The following is a 26271-nucleotide window of genomic DNA, read 5'->3' on the forward strand; positions in this document are numbered from 1 at the left end:
GTGGACATTCGGCTTGTCGCAACCAGGCGGATTTGATAGAAATCACCATGGAAGCGACATTGAACGAGACCGGTTGGCGCGGATCGCAGGAGGGGTGGCTGGAGGCTGCCTATCAGGCTCTGCTCGAGTCCGGTGTGGACTCCGTCAAAATCCTGCCATTGGCAAAAAAGCTCAATCTGTCACGCACGAGTTTCTACTGGTTCTTCAAGGACCGGGAGGAATTGCTGGCAGCACTTGTCTCCCGCTGGCGCGAGAAGAATACCGGAAGCATCGTCAGGCAGTCGGAGGCCTATGCGGAAACATTGGCGGAAGCGATGCTGAATGTTTTCGATTGCTGGCTGGATCCCGGCCTTTTCGACAGCAAGTTCGAATTCGCGGTTCGCAGCTGGGCGCTTCAGTCGGATGATATTCTTGCCGAGGTGCGCAAAGCCGATCAGACGAGGATGGATGCGCTTTCGCGCATGTTCATGCGTTTTGGCCATTCCGAAACCATGGCGGATGTGCGCGCCCGGACCACCTATCTTGTCCAGATAGGCTATATCTCCATGCAATCGCAGGAGGATGCGTCCGTGCGGATGACAAGGATCCCGGACTACATTGCGATCTATACCGGCGAGGTGCCGCAACAGCGTGAACTTGACCGATTTTATGCAAGGCATGGATACAGGCCCGGACCAAATACCTAACGCATATTCCGGCTGGCTGTGAAAGTCGCGCGATGCCGGTCGGTTTGTCTCTTGCAAACTGCTAAAGAAGACGAGTCCGGCTCCTCGCCTGCAATGTAACTGCAATATTCACCGACCAGTGGTGGGCTGCCAGAATTCACCTTTGAGGAAAAGTCGTTGCGAATCCTGCTTCTTGAGGATGAACCCGAAATGGCGCGAGCGCTGCTCGAGGCCTTGCGACGGCGCGACGTGCTCGCGGATCACGTCAGCACCATCAGCGATGCCGATGCTCTTGCCCGCGACGGGGCCTATGATGTGCTCGTTCTGGATCGCCGCCTTCCTGATGGTGAGGGGCTGAACCTCGTGTCGTCGCTTCGTCGACGCAAACATTCCGTGCCGATCCTTGTGCTGACGGCGCTTGGAAGTGTCGATCACCGCGTTGACGGGCTCGATGCCGGGGCGGATGATTATCTCGCCAAGCCCTTCGCGATCGAGGAGTTGCTGGCTCGCCTTCGCGCACTGCACAGGCGCGGCCCTTCGCTTTCCGACAAATATGTGAGTTTTGGAAATCTGAGCATCGATCCGAAAAGCAACGAAATCAGTATTGCCGGTTCCATAATCGAGTTTCGGCGCCGGGAGTATCTGGTGCTTGAAGCCTTGATGCGCCGGCCGAACCGCATCGTCACACGATCCAATCTGATCGAGGCGGTTTACACCCTGGACGACGAGATCGAGTCGAATGCTCTCGATGCCCATATCTCCCGGATCAGGAAGAAGCTTGCGCAGGCCGAAGCCACGGTCGAGATAAGGGCCGTGCGCAACATCGGCTATCTCATCCGGTTGAATACATGAAGGAAAAACGAAACGGATCCCTGCGATGGGCGCTGATGAAGCGCCTTTTCGCCCTGCAGGCATTCCTGCTCGTCCTGTTTGTCATCCTTCTCGTCGGCTGGATCTGGATCATCGATCCACGGCTGGAGGGCGCCAATGAAGAGGCTGTTCGGATTGTTGCGGAAAGCGTGACAAGGGATGCGCAGGGGCGCGCGCAAGTGTTGCCCACGCCCGGCTTGGTAGAGCTGAAACAGCGCTATCCCAATCTTTGGTTCGTGGTGCGGAATGCCGATGACATCGTGCTGCAATATGGAGAAATCCCCACACCCGCCTTGGCGGCGGATTTTCCCCGAAGCATCGAAAGAGCGCGCCTGGACGCCGGGGAAACAGTCCGGGCCACGATGGAAAACCGCGATACGCCGGCCGGGCGGCTGCAATTCATTGCCGGGACGGAGAAAGGCTTCCCGAATGACGGCCTCAGTCTCTGGATCAACATTCAGCTGGATCTGGAAAAAGATGCCAATGGCGACATACGCTGGCTTACCGTGCTGCCGGGTGTAGGCTTCATCATCCTTATCGTCGTCGTGCCCATGCTGATCCTGACCGGCATCGCGACGTTGCTCGTGACCCCGAGAGCGGTCGGCCGTTCATTGAGTGGTCTGATTGAAACGGTCAAACAGGCGAAGTCGATCAATTTCGAAAACCGTTCCGCCCGTATCGACCGTTCCAAGGTGCCCAGTGAAATCATTCCGCTGGTGGATGCCTTCAATGTCGCGCTCTCCAAGCTCGATGAGGGATATAATCGTCGTAACCGCTTTCTTGCCGATGCCGCGCATGAGTTGCGAACGCCGATTGCAATTGCGCGTGTCCGGGCCGACCTTTTGCCCGATGACGCGCTGAGCCGGCAGCTCCGGGCCGATATTGATCGTCTCACACGCGTCGCCCATCAGCTGCTGGAGATGCAGGCGGTCGGCGCGGTGGAATTGCCTGCCGTGCAGCAGGATCTGAACGCACTTGTCGAGCGCATCGCGACCGATCTTGCCCCGATCGCGATGGATGCCGGTTACGAGTTCGATTTCGAACCGAGCGAAAGCCATGTGGTGTTGACGATGCAGACGTCGATTGTCGAGATGGCGGTCGTCAATCTTGTCCGCAACGCCATCGATCATGGCGGCGGCAAGGGCGCTATCATGATCCGGGTCGGTGCTGCGGGTTTCATTGATGTTTGCGATGAAGCCCCGGGCATTCCCGTCTCCGAGCGCGAGCAGGTGTTCGAGCCGTTTCACCGCATCAACACGAATTCGCCGGGAGCCGGCCTCGGCTTGAACCTGGTCCAGAAGGCGGCCGAGCTTCATGGCGGACGTGTGCTGTTTGTCGATCTCGATCCCGGTTTTTGTGTGCGTCTGGAAATTCGATCCGTCTCATCGAAAAATGTTGCAGTTGGAAGCGAATAGGCTGCGGATGGCGCGATGAATCGCGTCCGTGACAATGAAATTCCTTACGATTTAGTTTAGGAAATTCTTCTAAGTATATTAAATAAATCACTTATTTTGAAGAAAATTTACGGCGTGCAATGCAGGCGTAACTCTCGCGGGGAAAATGCCCTTATCTGCTGAGCTCATCCGCATCTCGTGCTGATTTGCGCAAGCAGGCTAACGGGAGCCGGTTTCCGGTTCTTCAACGCGAACTGAAACCCTGCAAGCGCCTATGGCGCATCGGTTTCCCCTGGAGTCATTCATGTCGATCATCAAAAAATCGCTTGTCGCCGTGACCATCGCCATTGCGGCTGCAACAGGCGCCTATTCCGCCGATCTTACGAATTACAATACGCAGCAATCCTTTGATTACGGCAATCAACCGGCCTTCTCATGGGGCGGCGCCTATGTCGGTGCGCATGGCGGCGTCGCCTCCCCAAGGTTGAACCCATTGGCCAGCGGCCGTGGACTGACAGGGGGCGTGCAGGCCGGTTATAATTTCCAGTTCGGCTCCGGCGTTGTCGGCGCTGAAATCGAAGGTTCTTACCTCGGGAACGACGCGCGCGTGCCGAACGGCCGGTTGAGGGAGCGTTTCCGTGGTGCGGCCAAGATGAAGGCCGGCGTGGCGCTTGACCGCACGCTTGTTTACGGCACCGCCGGCCTGACCACCACGAAGTTCAAGGATGGAAACGGCGTCACGGGTCCCGATGGCTGGAAGCAGGGCTATCTGGTTGGCGCGGGTGTCGAGCAGAGCTTCGGCGGCGGCCTGTCGGCCAAGTTTGAATATAATTATGTCAGCACCGGAAATGTGTCGACAACGACAGCCAGCGGCAGGTCGAAGACCGATGTGAGTGATCATGTCATCAAGGCCGGCCTGAACTATCGCTTCTGACCGGTTCATCCGATGACAGATTTCAGGGAGAATGTTCAAAAGAACGCCGCCGCTTTAAGCATCAAAGCGGCGGTCAAACAGGCTGGAATTTGAAATCCCGAAACGGTCATTCGCATTCTAGCGAAGGCTGCCGGAAACTCGTGACATACCATTCTCCACCGGAATTGCGTGTGAAGAACGTGTAGAAGCACTCTATGCGCTCCACATAACCCGGCGTCTCGGACACTTCGTAACGCTCGCCACGCCGTGTTGTCCGTACTTCACCACTCGACGACCCCGCGACCGCCTGCGTCTTGTTTTTTCGCCACTGATAGGCCTGCTGTCCTGCGCCGAGGCTGTAAATATTGTCCGGCGGCCCGTAGTCCAGCATCACGCTGCTGATGGGCGCGCCGATGTAGCTTTTCATCACTGTCGAGGCACAGGCCGAAAGCATGATCGACGCGGTGACAAGGGCGATCGCCGCCGGGAAGGCGGGTGACGATCTGTCGGACATGGGTAATTCTCCTCCGATGCGGTAAGTTTCCACAGGGATAGGAACCAGCCATTACAAGTACATTGCACGTGAAGACCGTGATGCGGGCAGTGAGTTTCCGGGTGATCAGAGACTGGCGATGTTGCGGCCGATATGGCGCAGGATGCTTTTGAAAAGTTTCACTTCCGCAGGGTCGAGGCCCTCGATTGCGGTTTTTTCGAACATGGCCGCGATGGGCATGAGTTCGTCGGCTAGTTCCTCGCCCTTTGCTGTCAGCGTGATGCGCACGATGCGCGCGTTGTCGGCCGGCCTGACACGGCTGACGAGATTGCGCCTGACGAGCTGGCCAACGAGCCGGGAGAGCGTGGAAATCTCCACCGATACCATGTCGGAAAGCTCTGTCAGCGTCTTGCTCTCATCTTGTCTCAACGCCGCCAGCACGCGGTACATTGGCAGGGTCATATCGTAGGATGCCAGCCTTACGGAGAAGCGCTCTCCAAGCCGAACGCCCACCCAGTTGAGCAGATAGGGTACAGAGTCAGTGAACTGATAGGACACAAGCAAAACCCCGTTTGAGAACAACGTGCGCAGAGGATGCGACGCACCCATCGGCTGTACCGGCATAATCCATCTGTTTCAATAGCTTCACTCCGGAAGATGGGGGAATGCGAGGCAAAATCGCGGCATTTAGCAGTGGAAAAACATTTGCATTGACAAATGTTGCAAATGAAAATAACTAAGAATGCAGGATTTGGGAGGATCTCATGACATCAGCATTGTTTGGCCTGAACAATCTTGCGCCTGAAGGTGTCGGCCAGAATTTCCGTACGACGATGCGCCGTTTTCCGGCGACCGTGACGGTCATCACCGCCTGTGCCTCGGGTGATCAGCGCGACCACGGCATGACGGTCACGGCCGTTACATCGGTCTCGATGGAGCCGCCCTCTCTTCTGGTTTGCCTGAACAATCGCACGCTGCTGCACGAATTGCTGCTCTGCCGGCCCGATTTCATCGTCAATGTGCTGACGCAGGATCAGATCGCCCTGTCCGATGCTTTCAGCGGCAAGGTGTCGCCGGAAGAGCGTTTCCGTAACGGCGACTGGCAGCGCCACGAAAACGGCGTTCTCTATCTGCCCCAGGCCCATGCCGCCATCGCCTGCCGCCGTGTCGCGGCAATGCCATATGGAACGCATACGGTGTTTATCGGGCAGGTGGTTTCGGCCGATGTCAGCGAGACGACGCGGCCGCTGCTTTATGAAAACGCCCAATATTGCGCCGCAAGCCCGGCAGGCGTGCCCGCCTGATATTTCCCGGCCATATTATTACCGGCCAAGTCATTTCCGGAAGGAGACAATCATGAACGATATGAGCCATGCGCCGCAGTCGGCGCAAACGAACCCGCATGTCCGCCTCGCCAGCCGCGTTGCCGGCATAGCCGATCTTTTCCGGTCGAGCGCCAGACAGACCGAGGAAGCCCGGCGCGTTCCCGCTGCCCATATCAAGGCGCTGCGCGGCATCGGTTATTTCGATATCGTCAAGCCCCGGGCTTTCGGCGGCAAGGGTGGCGAATTCGCCGAACTTGTCGAAGCCAATATAGAGCTTTCGGCCGCCTGCGCGTCGACCGGGTGGGTTGCCGGCCTGCTTTCCGCCCATCAGTGGCTGCTGGCGATGTTTCCCGAAGAGGCGCAGGCCGATGTCTGGGGTGAAAACCCCGACGCACTTCTGTGCGGTTCCTATGCGCCGGTGAAGATGGCGGAGGCGGCCGATGGCGGTTATCGCCTGAGCGGCAAATGGGCCTTCGCCTCGGGCTGCGAGAATGCGCAATGGTCTCTCTGCGCAGCCATCCTGCCGCCGCAGGGCGAGGGCAAGCCGGTTCCCGCCTTCCTTCTCGTGCCCGCAAGCGAATATGTCGTTGAAGATACCTGGCATGTGGTGGGTCTGGCCGGCACGGGCTCCAAGACGCTCGTTCTCGATGACGTCTTCGTTCCCAAACACCGTGTTCTGACCTTTCCCGACGCCACCAGCGGCAACACGCCCGGCGGACGCTATTATGAGGAGGAAGGCCTCTTCAACATGCCGCTTTTGACCGGCATTCCTTCCTGTCTCGCCTCAACGGGCGTCGGCGCGGCCAAGGGCGCGCTTGCCGCCTATGTCGATCATGTCGGCGGCCGGGTGACGCGTGGCGCGGTAGCGGGCGGCAACAACCGCATGGCCGAATTTCCGACCATCCAGCTGCGTGTCGCGGAAGCGGCGGCGAGCGTCGATGCGGCTTGCGAAATCCTGCTGCGCGATGTTGCCCGGGCACAGGCGCTTTCGCAGGCCAGGGTCGAAGGCAGGGCGGAATTTACGGTGGATGACCGCCTTGTCAGCCGTCGCGGCCAGTCCTTTTCCGTCTCTCTGGCGCTGCGCGCCGTGCAGTCGCTCAACGATTCCACCGGCGGTGTCGGGCTTGATCTTTCCAATCCCGTCCAGCGGGCCTGGCGGGATGCCAATGCGGTCGGTCGCCATATCAGCATGAACTGGGATGCCGTGGGCACCATGATCGGACAGAGCATGCTGGGTCTCGAACCCAAGGGCCAATATTGACCGCTCATCTGGCGGCAAATGAACAGCGATTTCGGAGGAAACAACATGCAAGGCAAGGTCGCTCTCGAAGAGCATTTCGCAATCCCGGAAACACTTCAGGATTCGGCCGGGTTCGTGCCCGGTGACTACTGGAAGGAACTGCAGCATCGCCTGCTCGACATTCAGGATACGCGCCTGAAGCTGATGGATGCGCATGGCATCGAGACCATGATCCTGTCGCTGAATGCACCGGCGGTGCAGGCCATTCCCGACACGAAGAAGGCGATCGAGATTGCGCGGCGCGCCAATGACGTTCTGGCTGAAGAATGCGCCAAGCGGCCGGACCGTTTCCTCGCCTTCGCAGCCCTACCTTTGCAGGACCCGGATGCGGCGACCGAGGAATTGCAGCGTTGTATCAACGATCTCGGTTTCGTCGGCGCGCTCGTCAACGGTTTCAGCCAGGAAGGTGACGGCCAGACGCCGCTTTACTACGATCTGCCGCAATATCGCCCGTTCTGGGGTGAGGTGGAAAAGCTCGATGTGCCTTTCTACCTGCATCCGCGCAATCCGCTGCCGCAGGATTCGCGTATCTATGATGGTCACCCCTGGCTGCTTGGCCCCACCTGGGCATTCGCGCAGGAAACGGCTGTCCATGCGCTGCGTCTCATGGCATCAGGTCTGTTCGACGAGCATCCGCGCCTCAACATCATTCTCGGCCATATGGGCGAGGGCCTGCCCTACATGATGTGGCGCATAGACCACCGCAATGCCTGGGTTAAGCTGCCGCCGCGCTATCCGGCCAAGCGCCGTTTCATGGATTATTTCAACGAGAATTTCCATATCACCACCTCGGGCAATTTCCGCACCCAGACCCTTATCGACGCCATTCTCGAAATCAGCGCCGACCGCATCCTGTTCTCCACCGACTGGCCGTTCGAGAACATCGACCACGCTTCGGACTGGTTCAACGCGACGAGCATCGCCGAGGCCGACCGGGTGAAGATTGGCCGCACCAATGCGCGCCGCCTGTTCAAGCTCGACGGAGCCTGAGCCATGCAGGCGTTCGTCTACACGGCCGCCCCGGCCCGCATCGTCTTCGGCGCGGACAGTTCAGTGGGCGTGGCGGGGGAAATCCGCCGCCTCGGCTTATCTCGGGCGCTGGTGCTTTCCACCCACCAACAGAAGGGTGATGCGGAAGCCTTGGCCGCTCGGCTCGGCCCACTGGCTGCGGGTGTCTTTTCCGATGCGACCATGCACACACCAGTCGAGGTGACGAAAAGGGCGGTCGATGTTTATCGTGCGGCCGGTGCGGATTGCGTGGTGTCGCTGGGCGGTGGTTCCACCACCGGTCTCGGCAAAGCAATCGCCTTGCGCACTGATGCGACGCAGATCGTCATTCCGACGACCTATGCCGGCTCCGAGGTGACACCCATTCTCGGCCAGACGGAAAATGGTGTGAAGACCACCATGCGCGGGCCTGAAATCCTGCCGGAAGTGGTGATTTACGATGCGGAGCTGACACTCGGACTGCCTGTCGCCATCAGCATGACGAGCGGGCTGAACGCCATGGCGCATGCGGCGGAAGCGCTTTATGCGCAGGACCGTAATCCGATCGTCAGCCTGATGGCGATGGAGGGATTGCGGGCGATGGTCGAGGCGCTTCCCGGCGTGAGTGTGCAGCCGCAGGATATCAAGGCGCGGGAAACGGCGCTTTACGGCGCATGGCTATGCGGCACGGTGCTGGGTGCCGTCGGCATGTCGCTGCATCACAAGCTTTGCCATACGCTGGGCGGTAGTCTGGACCTGCCGCATGCGGAAACCCATGCGGTGCTTCTGCCGCATACCGTCGCCTATGTGGAAGAGGCGGTGCCGGATCTGTTGGCGCCGCTTGCGGCACTGGTTGGCGGCAGGGCCGGGGCAGGACTTTACGACTTTGCCGCCCGGCTTGGTGCGCCGGTTAGTCTTGCCGCGCTCGGCGTGCGGCCGGAAAATCTCGATCCTATGGCCGAGCTTGCGACGGCCAATCCTTACTGGTGCCCGCGGCCAATCGAAAAAACCGCGATCCGCGCCCTGTTGCAACGCGCCTTCGAGGGCGCACGGCCGGAGTGATGGGAGGAAGACATGACGGACATGAACACGACCGGTGACGACGGCTATTTTGTCGAGGAACGTTCGGCCGAAACCGTGATCGCCCGTATGCGCGATTGCGACGATCCGCGCCTCAAGGAGATCATGGCGGTCGTTACCCGCAAACTTCATGAGGCGGTGAAAGAGATCGAACCGACCGAGGAAGAATGGATGAAGGCAATCCATTTTCTTACTGAGGTCGGCCAGATCTGCAATGAATGGCGGCAGGAGTGGATCCTGTTTTCGGATATTCTCGGCGTCTCCATGCTGGTCGATGCGATCAACCATCGCAAACCGAGCGGCGCGTCGGAATCCACCGTTCTTGGGCCTTTTCATGTGGCCGATGCGCCGGAAATGCCGATGGGCGCCAATATCTGCCTGGACGGCAAGGGCGAGGACATGCTGGTGACCGGCCGCATCCTCGATACCGATGGAGTGCCGGTCGCAGGCGCCCGCATCGATGTCTGGCAGGCCAATGACGAAGGTTTCTACGACGTGCAGCAGAAGGGTATTCAGCCCGATTTCAACCTGCGCGGCGTCTTCATCACCGGTGATGACGGGCGCTACTGGTTCCGGGCGGCGAAGCCGAAATATTACCCCATACCGGATGATGGCCCGGTCGGGCAGCTGCTGCGGGCCATGGGGCGGCATCCCTACAGGCCGGCGCACCTGCACTATATTGTTTCAGCGCGGGGGTTTACCACGCTGGTCACGCATATTTTCGATCCTGATGATCCCTACATCCGTTCGGACGCGGTTTTTGGCGTGAAGGAAAGCCTGCTGGCCGACTTCCAGCGGGTGGAGGATGCGGAAAAGGCCGGGGATCTGGGTTTCACTGGCGGCTGGTTCTGGTCGGTGAACCACGATTTCGTGCTCGCCCGATGACAGGCGCAGGTGATCGTCCAGGGCTTTACGTGCGCTTTGCCGAAAGTGATCCCGCTGCCGTTGAGCAACGGGCGGCGCAGATGGATGCTCACAAGGCTCATTTGCGCAATGAAGATGGTTTGCCGGAAGGGTTCAGAATTCTCGCATCCGGGCCGATGCAGGCGGAGCGCGGCGGTTCTGCCGCCGCTCTCATCATCGCTGAGGCCCGTTGCATCGAGGATGTCATCGCTTTCAGCGACGCCGATCCATTTGTCATTCATGGCGTCTATAGTCGCATTCGTATTTTGAACTGGATACCGACGCTGTCGAGGGTTTCCGGGCTGTAACGCGTTTGAAATCCACGTCAGCGATGGCGGTTGATCACCATTAATATTTCAATTGCAATTTTTGCAAATGCAACATTTAATCGAAGGCGGGTGATATCGGCGATAGGTGTCTTGACAGGAGCGGGACACATATCAGGGTGGAGCAAGCCGGGTACCCACGGAGCAATCGCAAGAACGGGAAGACGTCGATCCATTCCGGATGGCGCGTTCATGCGTGAAAGGGAGGAATATGTCCACGAATTACATGAGCGCCGCTTCAGTGCGGACGAAAAACCCGGCCGGCGTCATCGCGACATGCGGCCTGATGATCATGTTCGACGGGTACGATCTGGTCGTATACGGCGCGGTTGCACCGGCGCTGCTGAAAGAAGGGGCCTGGGCGCTTAATCCGGCCATGGTTGGGCGGGCCGCGGCGCTGACGCTGTTCGGCATGCTGCTCGGCGCATTGTTTGCCGGTACCATGGCGGATCGCATCGGCCGCCGGAAGGTCGTGCTCATCAGCCTTGCGGGATTTTCAGCGATGATGATCGCCTCGGCCATGACGCCGAACTTCCTCGCCTTCGAAATCACCCGCTTCCTGGCTGGTCTCGGCCTTGGCGCGCTTTTGCCGACGGTGACGGCGCTGGTGCTGGAATTCTCGCCGCCCCAACGCAGGGCGCAGGCAAATTCCCTGTCCTTCCTCGGTTACCTTATCGGCGGCATCATTTCCGGCCTCATGGGCATCCTTCTTCTGGAGAGCTATGGCTGGCGTCCGCTGATGCTGATCGGCGGCCTGCCGCTCATTCTTCTGCCGCTGTTCATGCGGTTCCTGCCGGAATCGCCGGAATGGCTGGCGAGCAAGGGCCGGCAGGCGGAAGCTGACGGAATTTGCGACACCTACGGCCTGCAACGCATCGTGCCGCATGCCAAGATTCAAAAGGGCGGCGTGGGCGCACTGTTCTCGGAAGGCCGGCTGCTTTCGACGCTGAATGCCTGGGGCATTCACTTTTGCTCGCTGCTCCTCACCTTCGGCATGGTCAACTGGCTGCCCACCATCATGAACAAGATGGGTTACGATATCAGCTCGGCGCTCAGCTTCTCGATCATGCTCAATGTCGGGGCCGCGATCGGCATCCTTGTGGGTGGGCGTTTTGCCGACAAGGGCAACGTCAAGGTGGTGGTGGCGGTTCTCTTTGCCATCGGTGCCGCCTCGATCTGGGCTCTCACGGTGAACAAGGGGCCGCTTCTCTATCTCTTCGTCGCCCTTGCCGGTGCCGGAACGATTGGAACCCAGATTCTTGCCAATGTTCTGGTCGGGCGGCTTTACCCCGTCCATATCCGCGGCACGGGCCTTGGCTTTTCGCTTGCGGTCGGCCGATTGGGCGGCATTGCCGGCCCCATGATCGGCGGCCTCGTGCTGCAGCGCGGGCTGGCGCCGGAGTGGAACTTCTACATTTTCGGCTCGGTCGCACTGGTCGGACTGGCGCTGACCGTGTTGACACTGCTTTACCGCACCTCAGGCGACGGGCGGGTTTGACGAATGGCGTTGCCAGCTGCGGATTGACATCCGCGGCTGGCTTTATGCTTTGCGGGAAACGGGCGCGATGGTCGCCATCTGCTGCAATGTCCGTTCGTTGACACGTTTGGCCCGTGCCAGCGCATCGTCGCGATCTTCCGGCAGGGTATAGGTCATATAGGAGAGCGAGGTTTCGAGGTCGTTGTTGTTGTGACCGAGAATGGCGGCGAAATAGCTGTTCTTGGTGACGTGGGGCGGGGCGAAATTGTGATATGCGACTTCCGCGTAAAGGTGCCGCAGGCCATAGGGCTTGGGAAGTTCTTCCTTCGGCCAGAGATCCTCAAACAGATTAAAAACCGTGTCCCTGAGCAGCAGGCGGGTTTCCGATGAAAAATCATCGATCGACATGCCGTGCCACAGTTTTCCCTGCCCGCTTGCGCGCAGGCGCTGATAGGCGGAGAGAATGGCCGCGGAGCGGGCAAGAACCGGAATTTCGTAGGTAATCCCGTACTTCGTTCCTTCGCCCTGCTTGGTCTTGGCCTGGCCGTTGAACAGGATGCTCCATTTGGAAACGCCCTTGCCATAGGGGGCGGGCGAAAACTCAGCCTGTGTGAAGATCTCATAGGGGCGTCGTCCCGTCATGCCGATCAGGCCGATGCCGATCATCAGGGGATCGTCGGACTGGAGATTGTCGGCGCAGATCTTCAGCACCTGTTTATAATTCTCGAATGTAATCAGTGCGCCATGCTTGTTGGCGATCTTCTCCATCTTGACCCGCCGCGCATCGTCATACATCGCGGCGTCGCCAGTGGCGATCTTCAGCATTGGATGGTCGTCGCCGAAGGCTTCGCGGATGGCGTTGCGGTATTTCGTGATGTAGGAAATGATCGTCGTCTGGGCTCTGCCCTTCATGATGCTGATTTCAGCGTCCCACAAGGCCTGCATCTCTTCCTTCGTACCCATGCCGTTCATCGCCGAAATGAAATCGGCAATACGCAGAAGAACGGTTGGCTTCCGGCCGGCGGTGTTGAATTCCGCCCGTTCGATTTTTTCGACAATCGATGCCGCCACCCCGGTTTTCGGATAGTCCGCCCGCTCGATATAGGTGTTCAGACGCTCCCGCAGCTTTTTCATGTTGCAGATGGCAAGCGGCGTGCTCTTCGGGCCGAATTCGGCCTTCAGGGCGTAGCGATATTTCATGATGTAAAGTTCAAGCGTCTTTTCCGTGCGGCCATTGTCGAAATGGTAGCGAACCTCGGCGTCCCAGAGGTCGCGGATTTTCTTGTTTCGCAATGCATCGCTGCTTTTCATCGCCTCTCTGACGCCAGCGACGAACTGGTCGATGCGTTCCACGAGGACGGGTGTTTTTGTCTTTCGCTTTAAGGCGGGCATGCGGCGGCTCCCTGAACCGGTCCGAAAATATAAAATCCATGGTTGGCAATCAACAGAGGCATGGTTGAGGAAACGCCATGAACATTCGCCGCCGGCCGGGTTCTTTTGAATAATAATTTAATCGATTCCGCAAGCGTGGGTGGCGATCGAAGACGGGTTTCGAACTGCCGCTGGTCATTCAGGGGAGTTTGAAGGCTGCGGGAGGTGATGTTTCTGGGGAGGGAACATGCAAATTCATGGTCGGAGCTTCGGAAATTCTCCCGAAGCCCCTCAGGTTAAAATGTTCTATTTAGGCAGCCGGGTCTTCAGCGATGTCACAATCCGCTTTGCAAGCGCCTCATAGTCTTCGTCGAAATGGTGACCACCTTCAATGGCGATCGTCTCGACACCCTTCGCCTTCAAACCGGGGCAGGGGTCTTCATCCTCTTCCTCCGTGCCGTATACGCACTGTATCAGCTTCGGATCGATCTTGGCGATGTCATCCACCGTCTTGCCGCCCTTGCCTTCGCCAGCCACGCCAAGCCAGCCCTGAACGGAAATTTCGAAGTCCACTTCCGTCGACAAGCCCAGCAGGGAGAGCTGCACGACGTGGGATTTCGCGCGTTCCGGCAGAAGATTATAGGTTGCAGGAATGATGTCGGCACCGAAGGAATAGCCGATCAGCACGACATTGCGAACTTTCCATTGCTTGCGATAGGTGTCGATGATGCGTGCAAGGTCGCCCGCCACTTCCTGCGGCTGTTTTTCTTTCCAGAAATAACGCAGGGCATCGACGCCAATCACGGGAATGCCCTGTTTCTGCAGCGCGCCACCCACTTCTTCATCGAGGTCGCGCCAGCCGCCGTCGCCGGAATAGATCACCGCCATGGTGTCCATGACAGGGCTCGTTTCCAGAACCTTGATGGGCAGGCCGAGCGGGCTGTCGGTGTCACCGGCGGCGTCGATCTGGTCGGAAAGCGTCTGCGTCAGGATTTCGTCCGCCTTGTCATCCACATCCGTCACGTCGATATCGGGATGCAGCTTGACGAGCGCGTTGACGTGGTCGCGGCCCTTCTGATCCGCAGCGGGCGTAAACAGCACGCTGACGGGTGCGGGCAGCGGACCATCGGTCAGACCATAGACCGTTTCGCCATCGACCTTGTCCTTGGTGGCGGGGGTGCAGAGTATCTTTTGAAGCGGCAGACCTGCTTTCGGGTCGACGGCGACGGCGTCGCGGACGGTCGAGACCGGGCTTTGCGCGATCATGGCCAGCGCCAGCGTTCCGCCCTTGCCGATGCCGGTGAGGATGGGCTGGCGGTAGCTGCTGGTGCCGGCGGTGCGCTGGATTTGCTGCGAGAGCGACTCGATGTCCGAGATCATATAGATGCACTCGTCCTCATCGGCCTCGAGCGCCTTCATATATTCCTTGAAATCGATGCCGACCACGGCGGCACCCTTTTCCACCAGCGCCTTGGCGCGTTCTTCATCGGCATTCGTCCATCCATCCGCATCGGAAATCAGAAAGACGCTGGCGAGGATTTCGCCATCCGGCAGAATGATATGCTCGGCGGGGATCATGCCGGTCTCATAGGCCGGCTTGTCCTGCGAAAAAGCGGCGCTGGACGTAAACAGCGGGGAGGTCAACAGGGCGGAAGCGGCAAGCGCCGCCTTCAGCATGCTGGATTTTCTCATTTTCCGATCACTCCTCTGACGCCGCCGCTGATCAGAACCGTCGCGTCCATCAGCGCCAGAGCGGCATCTGCGCCGTTCTGCACGGCGAGGTAACGCGGTTCCCATTTCGGGTGGAACTTCGCCTTGAAGGCGCGAAGGCCCTTGAAGTTGTAGAAACGTTCGCCGTGTTCGAACAGCGTGCTGCCGATGCGGTCCCAGACGGGTGCTGCATCGCGCTTCGACATGCCGGACATGGGCGCCATGCCGAGGTTGAAGCTTTCATATCCCGCCTCGCGCAGATGCTGCATGATGCTGACGAAGAGAAAATCCATCGAGCCGCGCGGCGCATCCGGTGAAAAGCGCATGAGATCGACGGTGGCTTCCTTTTTCGTGTGCGTCACCATCAGATTGGCGAAAGCGGTGATCTTGCCGTCCTTGCGCAGAATGGCGACGGGCTGGGACAGGATGTAATCCGGCTCGAAAGCGCCAAGCGAAAAGCGTTTTTCCCGCGTGTTGTGATGCGCAAGCCAGCTGTCGGAGACCTGTTTCAGCTCATCCAGAATGGCCGGCACCTGCGCCCGTTCGATGACTTCGAAGGTCAGCCCATCACGCGCGCCGCGGCTGAGCGACTGGCGCAGGTTCGCGAGCTTGCCGCCCTTCAGCTCGAAGGCGGTGAGATCGACCAGGGCCAGTTCGCCGAGCTTGAAGGCGCGCAGGCCGGCATCGGCACAATGGGAGAGAAGGAAGGGCGATATCTGGTAGAAGGCGGCGCGTGCGCCTGCCGAGCGGGCGGCCTCGACAAATTGCCAGACGAGATCGGGGAAATCCTCCTCGTCGCCGACCGGGTCGGCAAAGGCGATCCAGGAGCGGCCCTGAATGCCGTACATGATGAAGGCATTGCCGCTTTCCGAGAACATCACGTGCTTGTCGCCCATGCGCACCAGATTGGCGTCAGCCGCATCCTGCGTCATCACGATGTCAGTCGCGCGCACGACGTCGTCGGCCTCGATCGCGTCCGGTCTATAGGCGACCGGCCGCATGAGGCTGAAGATGGCGATGGTGGAAGAGGCGAGTACGAGGCCGAGAAGAGCGCGCAATCCGCGCGGCGCTTCTTCGGAGAATTCGAACTGCCACCACAATGTCTGGCTGTAATCCGTATCGCGGTAGACGAAGAGCAGGATGGTTGCCGCGCCCGCGACGATGACGGCCATGGCGGCGAGCCAGCTTGGGCCCAGCGCCTGCTTTACCAGCGAGGCATGGCGGTTGAAGCTGCGCATATTGGCGGCAAGGGCCGCGATGAAGACGCCGAGGATGGCGGCCTCGAAGACCGCGATGGCCTTGAGAAGGGAGAGAACCAGCGCCAGCGACGCGGCGACCAGCGCAATCCACCAGGCGCCGTCAAGCCGTTGGCCGAGGCCGCGCGAGGCGACGACGAGCACGAGGCCGAGAATGCTGGTGAGAAAATGCGCGGCCTCGATGATCGGCAACGGCACGAAATTGGACAGGAAGTCCAGATTGCTGTCCGGCGTCGGCGTCACGCTCGAGAAGATCAGCATGGTGCCGAGGATCATCGCGAAGGTTGACAGCAGCGGCGGCGCGAGCCTGACGGCAAGCTGGCTGATATCGGAGACTACGGGTTTTGCCGCGAACTGCTTCATTTCCGAGACGAGCATCACCAGAATGGCGACCACCAGCGGCAGGACGTGATAGATCACGCGGTAAAGAACGAGGCTTCCAAGCAGCTGGTCAACGCTGATGGCATTGCCGAGGCCCGCAACCATCACGGTCTCGAAGACACCGAGACCGGCCGGCACGTGGCTGAGGACGCCGAGGCCGACGGCGGTGGCGTAGATCGCGAAGAATGTCGGCCATCCGAGATGGGTGTCGGGCAAGAGCACGTAAAGTACGGAGGCTGAGGCGGCGATATCGAAGGCCGAGACAAGGAATTGGCGCGAGGATGTGCGGCTGTCGGGAAGGCGAAGACGCCATGCGCCGAGCCGGATCGTATGGCCGTTGCGCCCGACATAGGCCGCGACGACGAGCACCGCGATGACGGCGAGTGCTGCGCCTCTGAGGATGACAGCATCAACCCCGATGATGGCGGCGATGCGCGGCGCGACGATGAAGGTGGAGACGGCGCTGACCGAAAGCAGGCCCAGCCCGAAGGAAAGCGTGACGAAGGCGATGACGCGGGCGATTTCGCCGGGCGAAAGCCCAAGGCGCGAATAGGCACGGAAGCGGATCGCGCCGCCGCTCAAAGGACCGAAACCGGCGGTGTTGCCGATGGCATAGGCGGCAAAGGCCGTCGCCGCCATGGGCGGGAACGGCAGCTTGCGGCCGATATATTCGATCGCATTGGCGTCGTAGAATATCAGCGCCAGAAAGCTGAGCGCGGTAAAGAGGATGGCGAGGAGCACGGCCGAAACCGAGGTCTGCGTCAGCGCGTCGATGACATCGTCATAGCGGACTTCCGACGTCAGGTGATAGATGGCGAAGGTCATCATCACGAAGACCAGCGTGATGGCGATCGCCGTCAGATAGGGCCGGTTTCTGGCAAAGAAGCTTTCAACCGCGGATTCTGCGACGTCGGTCTGTGTGATTTCGCTCTTGTCTGCCATGTGCTTTATCCAGCGCCCATTTCCCAAGGTTGGCGAACCACAGGAATGTGTCGCTAATTCGTTTCGGTTGAGGAAATGTGATTAGCAGAAAAGCATGAAGTGTCGATGTGGAGTTTGTGACTGTTCATCCCATGAATTTCGCCAAGTCTAAAGGCTAAATTGCAACTATGGAATGCATGATTTGCGGGATTGTTCCGAAAGGCAGTCAATTGACCGTTGCGGTTGCTTGGTGACGGGGTTTGATGCGACTACACGCTCCTTTCAATTGAAGGAGAATGCAAATGAACATGCCCACAAGAATAGTGATTTCGCTCATCGTCGCCATCGTGGCGGGCGGCGGTTACATGACCGTTGACAAGATGCGGGGCGCCGAATGGGTCGTTTCGCCGCAGCAGATCGCCGATGCCAAGGCGAGCGGACAGGCCGGATATGAAGAGCGTCCGGGAACGGTAACGGTTCTGCCGATCCGCAGCGAAACGGCGGATGCGCTGCCGGTCAAATGGGCGATGATTGCCGTGGTTGCCGGTCTTCTGGCGTTTCGCGCCACGGGCAAAAAGAAAGCGGCAAAGGCCTGAGGGCCCGCCGCTCTTCTCTCTCCGGCGCGGTTGCGCGCCGGACGAAGGATGAAAACGGGGCGCTTTACGCGCCCCAGCTTTTCTCCAGCACGCGCACCCAGTTGCCATGGCAGATCTTGGCGAGTGCGTCGTCGTCATAACCGCCCTTGCGCAGAGCCTCGACCAGCAATTGCAGGTCGGCTGCATCCTTCATGGCGGCGGGAATGGTGGTGCCGTCGAAGTCCGAACCGAGGGCGACGTGATCGATGCCGATGCGGTTGACGATATAGTCCACGTGGCGGACCAGTTCGTTCAGGTCCGTGTTCGGGTTCTTCACGCCATCCTGACGCAGGAACAGAACGCCGAAATTGATGCCGGCAAGGCCGCCCGTGTCGCGGATGGCGTCCAGCTGGCGGTCCGTCAGGTTGCGGCTGTGATTGCACAGCGCATAGGCGTTGGAATGCGATGCCACCAGCGGCGCATCGGAAATCTTGGCGATATCCCAGAAACCCTGCTCGTTCATGTGCGACAGGTCGACCATGATCTTCAGTTCGTTGCAGGTCTTCACCAGTCGCTTGCCGGCATCGGTGAGGCCGGGGCCAATATCCGGCGTCGACGGGAAACGGAAGGGAACACCGTAAGCGAATATGTTCGGGCGGCTCCAGACCGGTCCGAGCGTGCGGAGGCCTGCCTCATGCAGCACGTATAATGCATCCAGATCGGCGCCGATCGCTTCTGCGCCCTCGATATGGAACACGGAGGCGAAGGCGCCTTCAGCCATGGCGCTGCGAATATCGGCGGCCGTGCGGCAGATCTTGAGTGCGCCTGCGGATTGCTTCTCGGCGCGGAACAGCAGCCCCGCCATCGCAAGCGTCGCCTTCAGCGCGTCCGCCTCGGTCGGTGTCGAATAATCGCCGTTTGCGTCCTTTTCCATGCTGAGCGAGGGCACGTAGGCGGCGCAGAGACCGCCGGCCAGGCCGCCCTTCTTCGCACGCGGCAGGTCGATGTGGCCGACCGTATCCCCTTCGATGAGAAGCGTTTCGGGAGAAGCATTGCCCGATCGCCATAACCGCAGAAGCACGTCGTTGTGGCCGTCAAAGACGGGTACGGTTTTTTCATCGGTCATGGTCATTCACCTTTGGATATGCGGAGCCGCGCGGGCGCGCGTCCGTCAGACTTTGTGGGAATTGGTAGAGGAAAGGTCAAGGCGGGAGCAAATGCAATCCGTGCATAGGCTCTGCCAAATTTGGAATTGGTCGCGCCTCGTTTGCTCATGGTAATCGCGGGGAAACATAAAAAAAATGACTGGATTGGGGCAGACCCATACCGTTTTCCGAAAAATAAGGTCCGAAAGGGGATTTTCGATGATTTCAAGACGCAACCTGCTGATTGCTGGCGCAGCCGTACCGTTCCTGTCCTATGCGCGCATTCCGGCATTCGCCGCAACGCCCAAGGATATTCTGGTCGTTGCGCAGCAGCTGGACAACATGACGAGCCTTGATCCGCATGAAGGCTTCGAAGCCGTCGGCGGTGAAATCATGTCCAACATGTACCAGAAGCTCGTGCGCGCCAATCGCGAAGATTCCACCAAGGTCGATCCGGTCATCGCGAAATCCTGGGAAGCCGATGCTGACAGCAAGGTCTTCACCTTTGTCATCGGTGACGAAGCGACCTTCTCCAGCGGCGCGAAAGTCACGGCGGAAGATGTTGCCTTCTCGCTGCAGCGCGCCATCAAGATGAACAAGAGCCCGGCCTTCATCATCAGCCAGTTCGGCTTCACTGCTGAGAATGCCGAGACGACCATCGTTGCCGCCGATGACAAGACGGTGAAGCTGACGACGGCGAAGCCGACCGCCATCTCCTTCCTGCTTTATTGCCTCTCCGCCAATATCGGCGCGATCGTCGAAAAGAAGGCGGTTCTCGCCAATGCTTCCGGCGAAGATCTCGGCAATGGCTGGCTGCAGAAGAACAGCGCCGGTTCCGGCGATTTCATGCTTCAGGCCTGGAAGCCGAGCGAAAGCGTCGCACTCACGGTCAACCCGAACGGCCCTTACAAGGGTAACATCAAGCGCATCATCCTGCGCCACGTCACCGATCCGTCTTCCCAGCTTCTGATGCTGCAGAAGGGCGATATCGACATTGCCCGCGACCTCACTTCGGAACAGCTGCGCAGCGCGCAGAATGACGCGAATATCGAGCTGGATCGCAAGAGCATTGCCTCGCTGGTGCTGATCTCGCTCAACCAGGGCAATGAGAACCTTGCCAAGCCACAGGTCTGGCAGGCCATCAAATGGGCGCTGGACTACAAGGGCATGCAGGAAAACATCGTTCCGCTGTCCCACAAGGTTCACCAGAGCTTCGAGCCGGAAGGTTTCCCCGGCGCCGTCAACGACATCCCGTTCCAGCGGGACGTCGAAAAGGCCAAGGCACTGATGGCGGAGGCCGGCCTTGCCGACGGTTTCGAAATCAGCATGGACCACTATTCCGCGCAGCCCTATCCGGACCTGGCGCAGGCCATCCAGGCAAACCTTGCTGATATCGGCATCAAGGTACGTCTGCAGTCGGCTGAAAACCGTCAGGTCCTGACCAAGATGCGCGCCCGCGAGCACCAGATGGCGCTTTCTGCATGGGGTACGGATTATTTCGATCCGCATTCCAACGCGGATGTCTTCAACATCAACAAGGACAATGGCGACGACGCCAAGTCGAAGCCGTTCCTGTGGCGTTCGCGTTTCAAGAACGACGATTTCGCTGCCAAGGCGGAAGCCGCCCGCGACGAGAAGGACCCGGCAAAGCGCGTGGAGCTTTATGAAGCCCTGCAGCGCGAGCACATGCAGAACAGCCCGTTCGTCTTCATGTTCCAGACGACAAAGACGGCTGCCTTCCGCAAGGGCGTTTCCGGTTTCGAACTCGGCGTTCTCTCCGAGGGCAATTCCTACCACGATGCGAAGAAAGCGTGACATTGAACAAGCGCGTCAAAAGCATATCGTCGATACTGAGCAGCGTCATTCTGACGCTGTTCGGTTTGATGGTCATCACCTTCATGATCGGGCGCGTCATGCCCGTCGATCCCGTCATTGCAGCGGTCGGCGACAACGCGCCTGAAGACGTCATCGTGCGCGTGCGTGCGGAAATGGGCCTCGACCAGCCGCTGGTCGTGCAGTTCTTCCATTATGTCTCGCAGGTTCTGCACGGCGATTTCGGTAACTCCATCCTGACCCGCAATCCGGTCTGGGTGGATATTACCCGCGTCTTCCCGCCACGTTCGAACTTGCCACGGCAGCCCTCATTCTCGCAGCCCTGATCGGCATTCCGCTCGGCGTCTGGGCCGCCGTCAGGCAGGGCAAGACGACCGACCAGATCATCCGCATCGTCTGCCTTGCCGGCCATTCCGTGCCCGTCTTCATGCTGGCGCTGATTTCGCTGCTGGTATTTTACGCCACGCTCGGCGTCGCGCCCGGACCGGGCAGGCAGGACATCATCTATGACGGCATGATCTCGCCGGTCACCGGCCTGATGACTGTCGACACGCTGCTTGCCGGCGACTGGGGCGCGTTTTACGACGCACTTGCCCATATGGTGCAGCCGGTCTGCATTCTCGCCTATTTCAGCATGGCCTATATCACCCGCATGACGCGCGCCTTCATGATCGACGCGTTGAAGGGTGAATATGTCATCACCGCCCGCGCCAAGGGCCTGTCCGCCATGACCGTCATCTGGGGACACGCCTTCCCGACGGTTGCCGTGCAGCTCGTCACGGTTCTCGCACTCACCTATGCCGGCCTTCTCGAAGGCGCCGTGGTGACGGAAACCGTCTTCAGCTGGCCGGGCCTTGGCCAATACCTCACCGTCTCGCTCATGAACGCGGACATGAACCCCGTCGTCGGAGCAACCCTGTTGATCGGCCTGATCTATGTCGGCCTCAACCTGCTCGCAGACGTGCTTTACCGAGTAATGGATCCTCGCGTTCGATGATGTTAGCTAATTTCAGAAACTGGGCTCTGGATGAGACTCCGCATTCCCGCAGCCAGGCTGCCTGGGGAAACCGGTACCGCATCTGGCTGAACCTCAAGTCCAACCCGCTGGCGGTGATCGGTCTGACCATCATCGTCGTCTTCATTGCGCTGTCTTTGCTGGCGCCGCTCATCGCGCCTTACGATCCGGCCGCGCAGAACCTCGGCAACCGCCTTGCCTTCCCGAATGCCGCGCACTGGTTCGGCACGGATGAGCTGGGCCGTGATATCCTTTCGCGCATCCTTTACGGCGGCCGTGTCACACTCGGCATGGTCATCGCCGTCGTCGTTCTCGTCGCGCCGATCGGGCTCGCCATCGGCTGCATCGCCGGTTATTTCGGCGGCATCGTCGATACGGTGCTGATGCGGGTGACGGACGTGTTCCTGGCCTTCCCGCGCCTTATCCTCGCGCTCGCCTTCGTCGCGGCGCTGAAGCCCGGCGTCGAAAGCGCCATTCTCGCCATCGCGCTCACCGCATGGCCGCCTTATGCGCGTCTTGCGCGCGCCGAAACCATGACGGTGCGCGGCAGCGACTTCGTCGCGGCCTACCGGCTGACCGGCGCTTCCGCCTGGCGCATCATCGCCCGTCACATCGCGCCGCTCTGCGTGCCGAGCCTTATCGTGCGCATCACGCTCGACATGAGCTCGATCATCATCACCGCCGCCAGCCTCGGCTTCCTCGGCATGGGTGCCCAGCCGCCTTCGCCGGAGTGGGGCGCGATGATCGCAACCGCCAAGCGCTTCATCTTCGAACAATGGTGGGTCGCCACCATTCCGGGCATTGCCATATTCCTCGTTTCGCTCGCCTTCAACTTCCTTGGTGATGGTCTGCGCGACGTGCTCGACCCGAAGGGACATTGAGCCATGCTGGTCGAAATCGAAAATCTGAAGATCGCTTTCCAGACCCGTACCAGCCGTTTCGAGGCGGTGCGCGGTGTTTCCATGAAGCTTGGAACCGAAAAGCTCGGCATCGTCGGTGAATCCGGTTCGGGCAAGAGCCTCACGGCGCGTGCGCTGATGAAGCTTCTGCCCTCCAATGCCGATATCAGGGCCGACAAGCTCTCCTTCGACGGTATCGACGTGCTTTCCGCCAGCGAAAAGCAGATGCGCCAGATCCGGGGGAAACGGGCGGGTTTCATCCTTCAGGACCCGAAATATTCGCTGAATCCGGTCAAGACCATGGGCGCACAGATCGCGGAAGCATGGCGCGCCCACAAGGGCGGCAGCAAGCGCGCGGCCATGGAAGCGGCCATCGCCCTGCTCGATCAGGTGAAAATCCGCAATCCGCGTCAGGTTGCGTCGTCCTATGCGCATGAGGTTTCCGGCGGCATGGGCCAGCGCGTGATGATCGCCATGATGCTGGCGCCCGATCCGGAACTCCTGATCGCCGACGAACCGACCAGTGCGCTCGACGCCACGGTACAGGCGGAAATCCTGCGGCTGATCGAGGAGCTGGTATCTGAACGCGGCATGGGCCTCATCCTCATCAGCCACGACCTGCCGCTCGTCTCGCATTTCTGCGACCGCGTCGCCGTCATGTATTCCGGCCGGGTGATGGAGGAGCTGAAGGCGTCCGAACTCCTGAAGGCCGAACATCCCTATACAAAGGGACTTCTGAACTGCATTCCCTCGCTGACGCATCCGCGCGAGCGTCTTCCCGTTCTCAACCGTGATGCAGCGTGGTCCAGCCAATGATCGACGTCGATAATCTCCGTATCAAGTTCGGCGACCGTGAAGTGGTGAAGGGCGTGTCCTTTTCGGTCGAAAAGGGCGGCAGCTTCGGCATTGTCGGCGAAAGCGGCTCGGGCAAGTCCACCATCCTGCGCGCCATGGCCGGTCTCAACGAAAGCTGGGAAGGCCGCATCGCCTTTGCCGGCAAGGACGCGCCGCTGAAGCGCACGCCGGAATTCTTCCGGCAGGTGCAGATGGTGTTTCAGGATCCTTACGGGTCGTTGCATCCGCGCCAGACCATCGACCGTATCCTCAGCGAATTGCCGCTGGTTCACGGCATGGACAATATCGAAAAACGCATCCAGCAGGCCTTGTCGGATGTGGCCCTGCCGCAGGCGGTGCGCTTCCGTTACCCGCACCAGCTTTCCGGCGGCCAGCGCCAGCGTGTGGCGATTGCGCGTGCGTTGATTGCCGACCCGCAGGTGCTGCTGCTCGATGAGCCGACTTCGGCGCTCGACGTTTCGGTTCAGGCGGAAATCCTGAACCTGTTGCAGGACCTGCGTGCGGCGCGCAACCTCACCTATATCCTCGTCAGCCACAATCTGGCTGTTATCGCGCATCTTTGCCCGCAGGTGGGCGTGATGCTGAACGGTGAAATGGTCGAGCAGCTGAGCGCGGGCGATCTGCGCGAGGGCCGTATCAAGCACCCACATACGGAAGAGTTGCGCAGCCTGAGCATCAGGCTGGAAGAGCCGGCCTGAAGTTGGTTTGGGATGACGGAGAGGGAGCACAAGCTTTCCTCCGTCATCCTCGCTCCTGAGGCGAGGATCCATGCACCCGTGAGAGGTAGGTCCTCGGGTCAAGCCCGAGGATGACGTCGAATATGCCGCGTCGGTTCCTCGTCCGTCCGGTTTTCAATGAAGACACAAGAGACCGAACAATGTCACAGCAATTCGACTGGAACGCCGCTTCAACGCTTGCCGAGAGCTTCGTCTCGCAATGGGCGGGCAACGAGCCGGGCGGGGCAGTCATCGGTTTCGATCTCGACGGCATCCGTTTCGCCCATGCGGGTGGCGTGGAAAGCCTTTCCACCTTCACACCCTTCACGCCGAAAAGCGTGGTGCGTTATGCCTCCGTCACCAAACACGCCTTCTGCGCCATGGTGCTTGCCCATTCTGATCTGATCGGGCTTGACGATCCGCTGGGCAAGCATCTGCCGGAGCTGCAATTGCCGCTCCGCGACGTCACGGTCGGGCAGGCGCTGGATATGAGCGGCGGGTTGCCGGACACGCGCGAATGCCTCTCGCTGCTTGGTCTTTCCGTCTACACCGAAACGAAGGCCGGTCCGCTTCTCGACTATATCTCGCGGTTGACCCGACTGAACTTCGATGCCGGCAGTGAGGTTTCCTATTCGAATACCGGCTATCGTCTGGTGGAAGCGGCGCTGGAGCGCCATGGTTTCCGTTTCGATGATTTCGTGCAGGCGCAAATTGCCGGCCCGTTCGGCGTTTTCCTGAAGGCGCCGGATGTCTGGAACGATCCGGTCGATGGATTGGTACCCGGCTACTGGAAGGCGGAAAGCAACTGGCAGCTCTCGGCAGCCGGCCTGCATATTTCCGCTTCGGGCAGTCTTGCCGGCAGTGCCGAAGCGCTGACCCGCTGGCTGCAGGGCCTGATGCGGGGTGAGGGCAGCTTGGCGGGCGTTCTGGACGGGCTTTCCACCGAGCGGCCGCTCGCCGATGGACGGATGAGCGAATATGGCCTCGGCCTGCGCTGGTCGCACCTTGGCGACAGGCGCTTCGTCGGTCACGGCGGTTCGCATCCGGGATACAAGACCTATTTCCTGCTCGATCCGGAAAACGGCACGGGTTTCGTCGTGGTGTCTAACCGCGAGGATACCAACGGCTTCAAGATCGCGCTGGAAAGCATGGCGGCCCTGACAGGTCTGCCTTTGCCCAAACCCGCCGCCAGCCTGCCGGAAGGCCTTTATGTTACTGAAAGCGGACCGTGGTGGCTGGAGATCAAGGGCAGCACATCCACTTTCATCGATGGCGACGACACGCTTTATGAAGATGCCGATGGCTGGGTGTCATCGCGTTCGGCATCGTCGCCCATGCACCTGAAGCTCGAGGGTGATGCGATTATTGGGGAGGCAGGCCACGCCGCCCGCCGCTTCCTGCCGGTAGGCGATCATGCTGTGCCCGATGATCTTTCGGGGTCGTGGCGCTCCGATGAGGGAGCGGAATTTGCGATCAGCGGCTCCTCGCTGACGATGGGCATCGGCCCAACGCGACGCAGCATGCCTCTGAAGGCACTCGGCAATGGCCGTTTCCTCTTCACGCTGATTGATGGGCCATGGACGAAGCGTGTCTGCCTCAATCGTTTGGGCGATGACCGGATCGAGCTGGTTTCCAGCCGCGCACGGATGATCGAATATTCGCGAAGCCGCTAACGGTCTGAAACCGATCCCATCGCGTCCCGCAAACTCGACGTCATCCTCGGGCTTGACCCGAGGATCCATTGTCGCGCGTGGATCGTGGATCCTCGGGTCAAGCCCGAGGATGACGGAGAGAGAGGTTTGGCACCGTCTATCCGTAGTTTCGGGCTTTCTAAAAGGGTTTCAATCAGCCCTTATTGCTC

Annotated in this window: 23 protein-coding genes and 1 pseudogene; 18 read left to right on the forward strand and 6 right to left on the reverse strand. The window is 59.8% G+C overall.

Features of this window, described 5'->3' with window-relative positions; all coding sequences use genetic code 11:
* The first annotated feature begins 47 nt into the window (after positions 1-47).
* From G3A56_RS13275 to G3A56_RS13290, 4 genes are all read left to right on the forward strand, one after another.
* The gene (locus tag G3A56_RS13275) at positions 48-686 is read left to right on the forward strand and encodes a TetR/AcrR family transcriptional regulator (protein ID WP_164056442.1); all 639 of its coding nucleotides are present in this window, start codon (positions 48-50) and stop codon (positions 684-686) included.
* A gap of 156 nt (positions 687-842) precedes the next feature.
* On the forward strand, positions 843-1517 hold the full coding sequence (locus G3A56_RS13280) for a response regulator transcription factor (protein ID WP_003492125.1): 675 nt from the start codon (positions 843-845) through the stop codon (positions 1515-1517).
* A 35-nt stretch (positions 1518-1552) separates the two neighbouring features.
* Positions 1553-2950, forward strand: coding sequence for a sensor histidine kinase (locus tag G3A56_RS13285; protein WP_425503361.1), 1398 nt, complete (start codon positions 1553-1555; stop codon positions 2948-2950).
* Positions 2951-3233: 283 nt separating this feature from the next.
* Positions 3234-3863, forward strand: coding sequence for an outer membrane protein (locus G3A56_RS13290; protein ID WP_080835946.1), 630 nt, complete (start codon positions 3234-3236; stop codon positions 3861-3863).
* Positions 3864-3969: 106 nt separating this feature from the next.
* On the opposite strand, the gene G3A56_RS13295 is transcribed toward G3A56_RS13290, so the two are convergent.
* Entirely contained in the window at positions 3970-4356 is a 387-nt protein-coding gene (locus G3A56_RS13295; RefSeq protein WP_082182884.1) for a hypothetical protein, read from the reverse strand.
* Between the two features lie 105 nt (positions 4357-4461).
* Entirely contained in the window at positions 4462-4893 is a 432-nt protein-coding gene (locus G3A56_RS13300; RefSeq protein WP_082184520.1) for a MarR family winged helix-turn-helix transcriptional regulator, read from the reverse strand.
* 206 nt (positions 4894-5099) lie between these two features.
* Here G3A56_RS13300 and graD point away from each other — a divergent pair, with 206 nt between their 5' ends.
* From graD to G3A56_RS13335, 7 genes are all read left to right on the forward strand, one after another.
* Positions 5100-5639 (forward strand): FADH(2)-dependent resorcinol hydroxylase reductase component, encoded by a 540-nt coding sequence (gene graD, locus G3A56_RS13305; RefSeq protein WP_003492118.1) that lies wholly within the window; start codon positions 5100-5102, stop codon positions 5637-5639.
* A 52-nt stretch (positions 5640-5691) separates the two neighbouring features.
* On the forward strand, positions 5692-6921 hold the full coding sequence (gene graA / locus G3A56_RS13310; RefSeq protein ID WP_082182883.1) for an FADH(2)-dependent resorcinol hydroxylase oxygenase component: 1230 nt from the start codon (positions 5692-5694) through the stop codon (positions 6919-6921).
* 45 nt (positions 6922-6966) lie between these two features.
* Positions 6967-7950: a gamma-resorcylate decarboxylase gene (tsdA, locus tag G3A56_RS13315; protein ID WP_082182882.1), complete on the forward strand. Its 984-nt coding sequence runs from the start codon at positions 6967-6969 to the stop codon at positions 7948-7950.
* Positions 7951-7953: 3 nt separating this feature from the next.
* Positions 7954-9009, forward strand: coding sequence for a maleylacetate reductase (graC, locus tag G3A56_RS13320; RefSeq protein WP_082182881.1), 1056 nt, complete (start codon positions 7954-7956; stop codon positions 9007-9009).
* A gap of 12 nt (positions 9010-9021) precedes the next feature.
* Positions 9022-9912, forward strand: a complete 891-nt coding sequence (graB, locus tag G3A56_RS13325; protein WP_082182880.1) for a hydroxyquinol 1,2-dioxygenase — start codon at positions 9022-9024, stop codon at positions 9910-9912.
* On the forward strand, positions 9909-10238 hold the full coding sequence (locus G3A56_RS13330) for a YciI family protein (RefSeq protein WP_082182879.1): 330 nt from the start codon (positions 9909-9911) through the stop codon (positions 10236-10238). Before graB ends, G3A56_RS13330 begins: the two co-directional genes overlap by 4 nt.
* Before the next feature lie 229 nt (positions 10239-10467).
* Complete coding sequence (locus G3A56_RS13335) at positions 10468-11754, forward strand: MFS transporter (protein ID WP_003492112.1); 1287 nt, start codon at positions 10468-10470, stop codon at positions 11752-11754.
* Positions 11755-11796: 42 nt separating this feature from the next.
* Here the strand turns inward: G3A56_RS13335 and telA are convergent, their stop codons facing one another.
* The 3 genes from telA to mprF all read right to left on the reverse strand — a co-directional run bounded on the left by telA (position 11797) and on the right by mprF (position 17393).
* Positions 11797-13125, reverse strand: coding sequence for a telomere resolvase TelA (gene telA, locus G3A56_RS13340; protein ID WP_082182878.1), 1329 nt, complete (start codon positions 13123-13125; stop codon positions 11797-11799).
* 285 nt (positions 13126-13410) lie between these two features.
* The gene (locus G3A56_RS13345; protein WP_082182877.1) at positions 13411-14796 is read right to left on the reverse strand and encodes a virulence factor; all 1386 of its coding nucleotides are present in this window, start codon (positions 14794-14796) and stop codon (positions 13411-13413) included.
* Positions 14793-17393, reverse strand: a complete 2601-nt coding sequence (mprF, locus tag G3A56_RS13350; protein ID WP_082182876.1) for a bifunctional lysylphosphatidylglycerol flippase/synthetase MprF — start codon at positions 17391-17393, stop codon at positions 14793-14795. Before mprF ends, G3A56_RS13345 begins: the two co-directional genes overlap by 4 nt.
* Positions 17394-17674: 281 nt before the next feature.
* Here mprF and G3A56_RS13355 point away from each other — a divergent pair, with 281 nt between their 5' ends.
* On the forward strand, positions 17675-17968 hold the full coding sequence (locus tag G3A56_RS13355; protein ID WP_035241042.1) for a hypothetical protein: 294 nt from the start codon (positions 17675-17677) through the stop codon (positions 17966-17968).
* A 64-nt stretch (positions 17969-18032) separates the two neighbouring features.
* Here G3A56_RS13355 and G3A56_RS13360 read toward each other — a convergent pair whose 3' ends face one another.
* Positions 18033-19073 carry a dipeptidase gene (locus G3A56_RS13360; protein ID WP_082184519.1) on the reverse strand — a complete coding sequence of 347 codons (1041 nt, stop codon included), beginning with the start codon at positions 19071-19073 and terminating at the stop codon, positions 18033-18035.
* Positions 19074-19311: 238 nt separating this feature from the next.
* On the opposite strand from G3A56_RS13360, the gene G3A56_RS13365 reads away from it, so the two are divergent.
* From G3A56_RS13365 to G3A56_RS13390, 6 genes and pseudogenes are all read left to right on the forward strand, one after another.
* Positions 19312-20907: an ABC transporter substrate-binding protein gene (locus G3A56_RS13365; protein WP_003492106.1), complete on the forward strand. Its 1596-nt coding sequence runs from the start codon at positions 19312-19314 to the stop codon at positions 20905-20907.
* A gap of 2 nt (positions 20908-20909) precedes the next feature.
* Positions 20910-21922 (forward strand): annotated as a pseudogene (locus G3A56_RS13370) (ABC transporter permease).
* Entirely contained in the window at positions 21919-22821 is a 903-nt protein-coding gene (gene nikC / locus G3A56_RS13375) for a nickel transporter permease (RefSeq protein ID WP_003492104.1), read from the forward strand. The pseudogene G3A56_RS13370 and the gene nikC overlap by 4 nt, the downstream one beginning before the upstream one ends.
* A gap of 3 nt (positions 22822-22824) precedes the next feature.
* Positions 22825-23655 (forward strand): ABC transporter ATP-binding protein, encoded by an 831-nt coding sequence (locus G3A56_RS13380; RefSeq protein WP_082182874.1) that lies wholly within the window; start codon positions 22825-22827, stop codon positions 23653-23655.
* Positions 23652-24392: an ABC transporter ATP-binding protein gene (locus G3A56_RS13385; protein WP_082182873.1), complete on the forward strand. Its 741-nt coding sequence runs from the start codon at positions 23652-23654 to the stop codon at positions 24390-24392. Before G3A56_RS13380 ends, G3A56_RS13385 begins: the two co-directional genes overlap by 4 nt.
* A 179-nt stretch (positions 24393-24571) precedes the next feature.
* Complete coding sequence (locus tag G3A56_RS13390) at positions 24572-26083, forward strand: serine hydrolase domain-containing protein (protein ID WP_082182872.1); 1512 nt, start codon at positions 24572-24574, stop codon at positions 26081-26083.
* The last annotated feature ends 188 nt before the right edge of the window (positions 26084-26271 follow it).

Source organism: Rhizobium oryzihabitans (genome assembly GCF_010669145.1).
Taxonomy (GTDB): domain Bacteria; phylum Pseudomonadota; class Alphaproteobacteria; order Rhizobiales; family Rhizobiaceae; genus Agrobacterium; species Agrobacterium oryzihabitans.

Bases quoted from the DNA above. Each gene is read 5' to 3' on its own strand.
- G3A56_RS13275 (WP_164056442.1), top strand. From the start codon at position 48: ATGGAAGCGACATTGAACGAGACCGGTTGGCGCGGATCGCAGGAGGGG.
- G3A56_RS13285 (WP_425503361.1), top strand. From the start codon at position 1,553: ATGAAGCGCCTTTTCGCCCTGCAGGCATTCCTGCTCGTCCTGTTTGTC.
- G3A56_RS13290 (WP_080835946.1), top strand. From the start codon at position 3,234: ATGTCGATCATCAAAAAATCGCTTGTCGCCGTGACCATCGCCATTGCG.
- G3A56_RS13295 (WP_082182884.1), bottom strand. From the start codon at position 4,356: ATGTCCGACAGATCGTCACCCGCCTTCCCGGCGGCGATCGCCCTTGTC.
- graD (WP_003492118.1), top strand. From the start codon at position 5,100: ATGACATCAGCATTGTTTGGCCTGAACAATCTTGCGCCTGAAGGTGTC.
- graA (WP_082182883.1), top strand. From the start codon at position 5,692: ATGAACGATATGAGCCATGCGCCGCAGTCGGCGCAAACGAACCCGCAT.
- tsdA (WP_082182882.1), top strand. From the start codon at position 6,967: ATGCAAGGCAAGGTCGCTCTCGAAGAGCATTTCGCAATCCCGGAAACA.
- graC (WP_082182881.1), top strand. From the start codon at position 7,954: ATGCAGGCGTTCGTCTACACGGCCGCCCCGGCCCGCATCGTCTTCGGC.
- graB (WP_082182880.1), top strand. From the start codon at position 9,022: ATGACGGACATGAACACGACCGGTGACGACGGCTATTTTGTCGAGGAA.
- G3A56_RS13330 (WP_082182879.1), top strand. From the start codon at position 9,909: ATGACAGGCGCAGGTGATCGTCCAGGGCTTTACGTGCGCTTTGCCGAA.
- G3A56_RS13335 (WP_003492112.1), top strand. From the start codon at position 10,468: ATGTCCACGAATTACATGAGCGCCGCTTCAGTGCGGACGAAAAACCCG.
- telA (WP_082182878.1), bottom strand. From the start codon at position 13,125: ATGCCCGCCTTAAAGCGAAAGACAAAAACACCCGTCCTCGTGGAACGC.
- G3A56_RS13345 (WP_082182877.1), bottom strand. From the start codon at position 14,796: ATGAGAAAATCCAGCATGCTGAAGGCGGCGCTTGCCGCTTCCGCCCTG.
- mprF (WP_082182876.1), bottom strand. From the start codon at position 17,393: ATGGCAGACAAGAGCGAAATCACACAGACCGACGTCGCAGAATCCGCG.
- G3A56_RS13355 (WP_035241042.1), top strand. From the start codon at position 17,675: ATGAACATGCCCACAAGAATAGTGATTTCGCTCATCGTCGCCATCGTG.
- G3A56_RS13360 (WP_082184519.1), bottom strand. From the start codon at position 19,073: ATGACCGATGAAAAAACCGTACCCGTCTTTGACGGCCACAACGACGTG.
- G3A56_RS13365 (WP_003492106.1), top strand. From the start codon at position 19,312: ATGATTTCAAGACGCAACCTGCTGATTGCTGGCGCAGCCGTACCGTTC.
- nikC (WP_003492104.1), top strand. From the start codon at position 21,919: ATGATGTTAGCTAATTTCAGAAACTGGGCTCTGGATGAGACTCCGCAT.
- G3A56_RS13380 (WP_082182874.1), top strand. From the start codon at position 22,825: ATGCTGGTCGAAATCGAAAATCTGAAGATCGCTTTCCAGACCCGTACC.
- G3A56_RS13385 (WP_082182873.1), top strand. From the start codon at position 23,652: ATGATCGACGTCGATAATCTCCGTATCAAGTTCGGCGACCGTGAAGTG.
- G3A56_RS13390 (WP_082182872.1), top strand. From the start codon at position 24,572: ATGTCACAGCAATTCGACTGGAACGCCGCTTCAACGCTTGCCGAGAGC.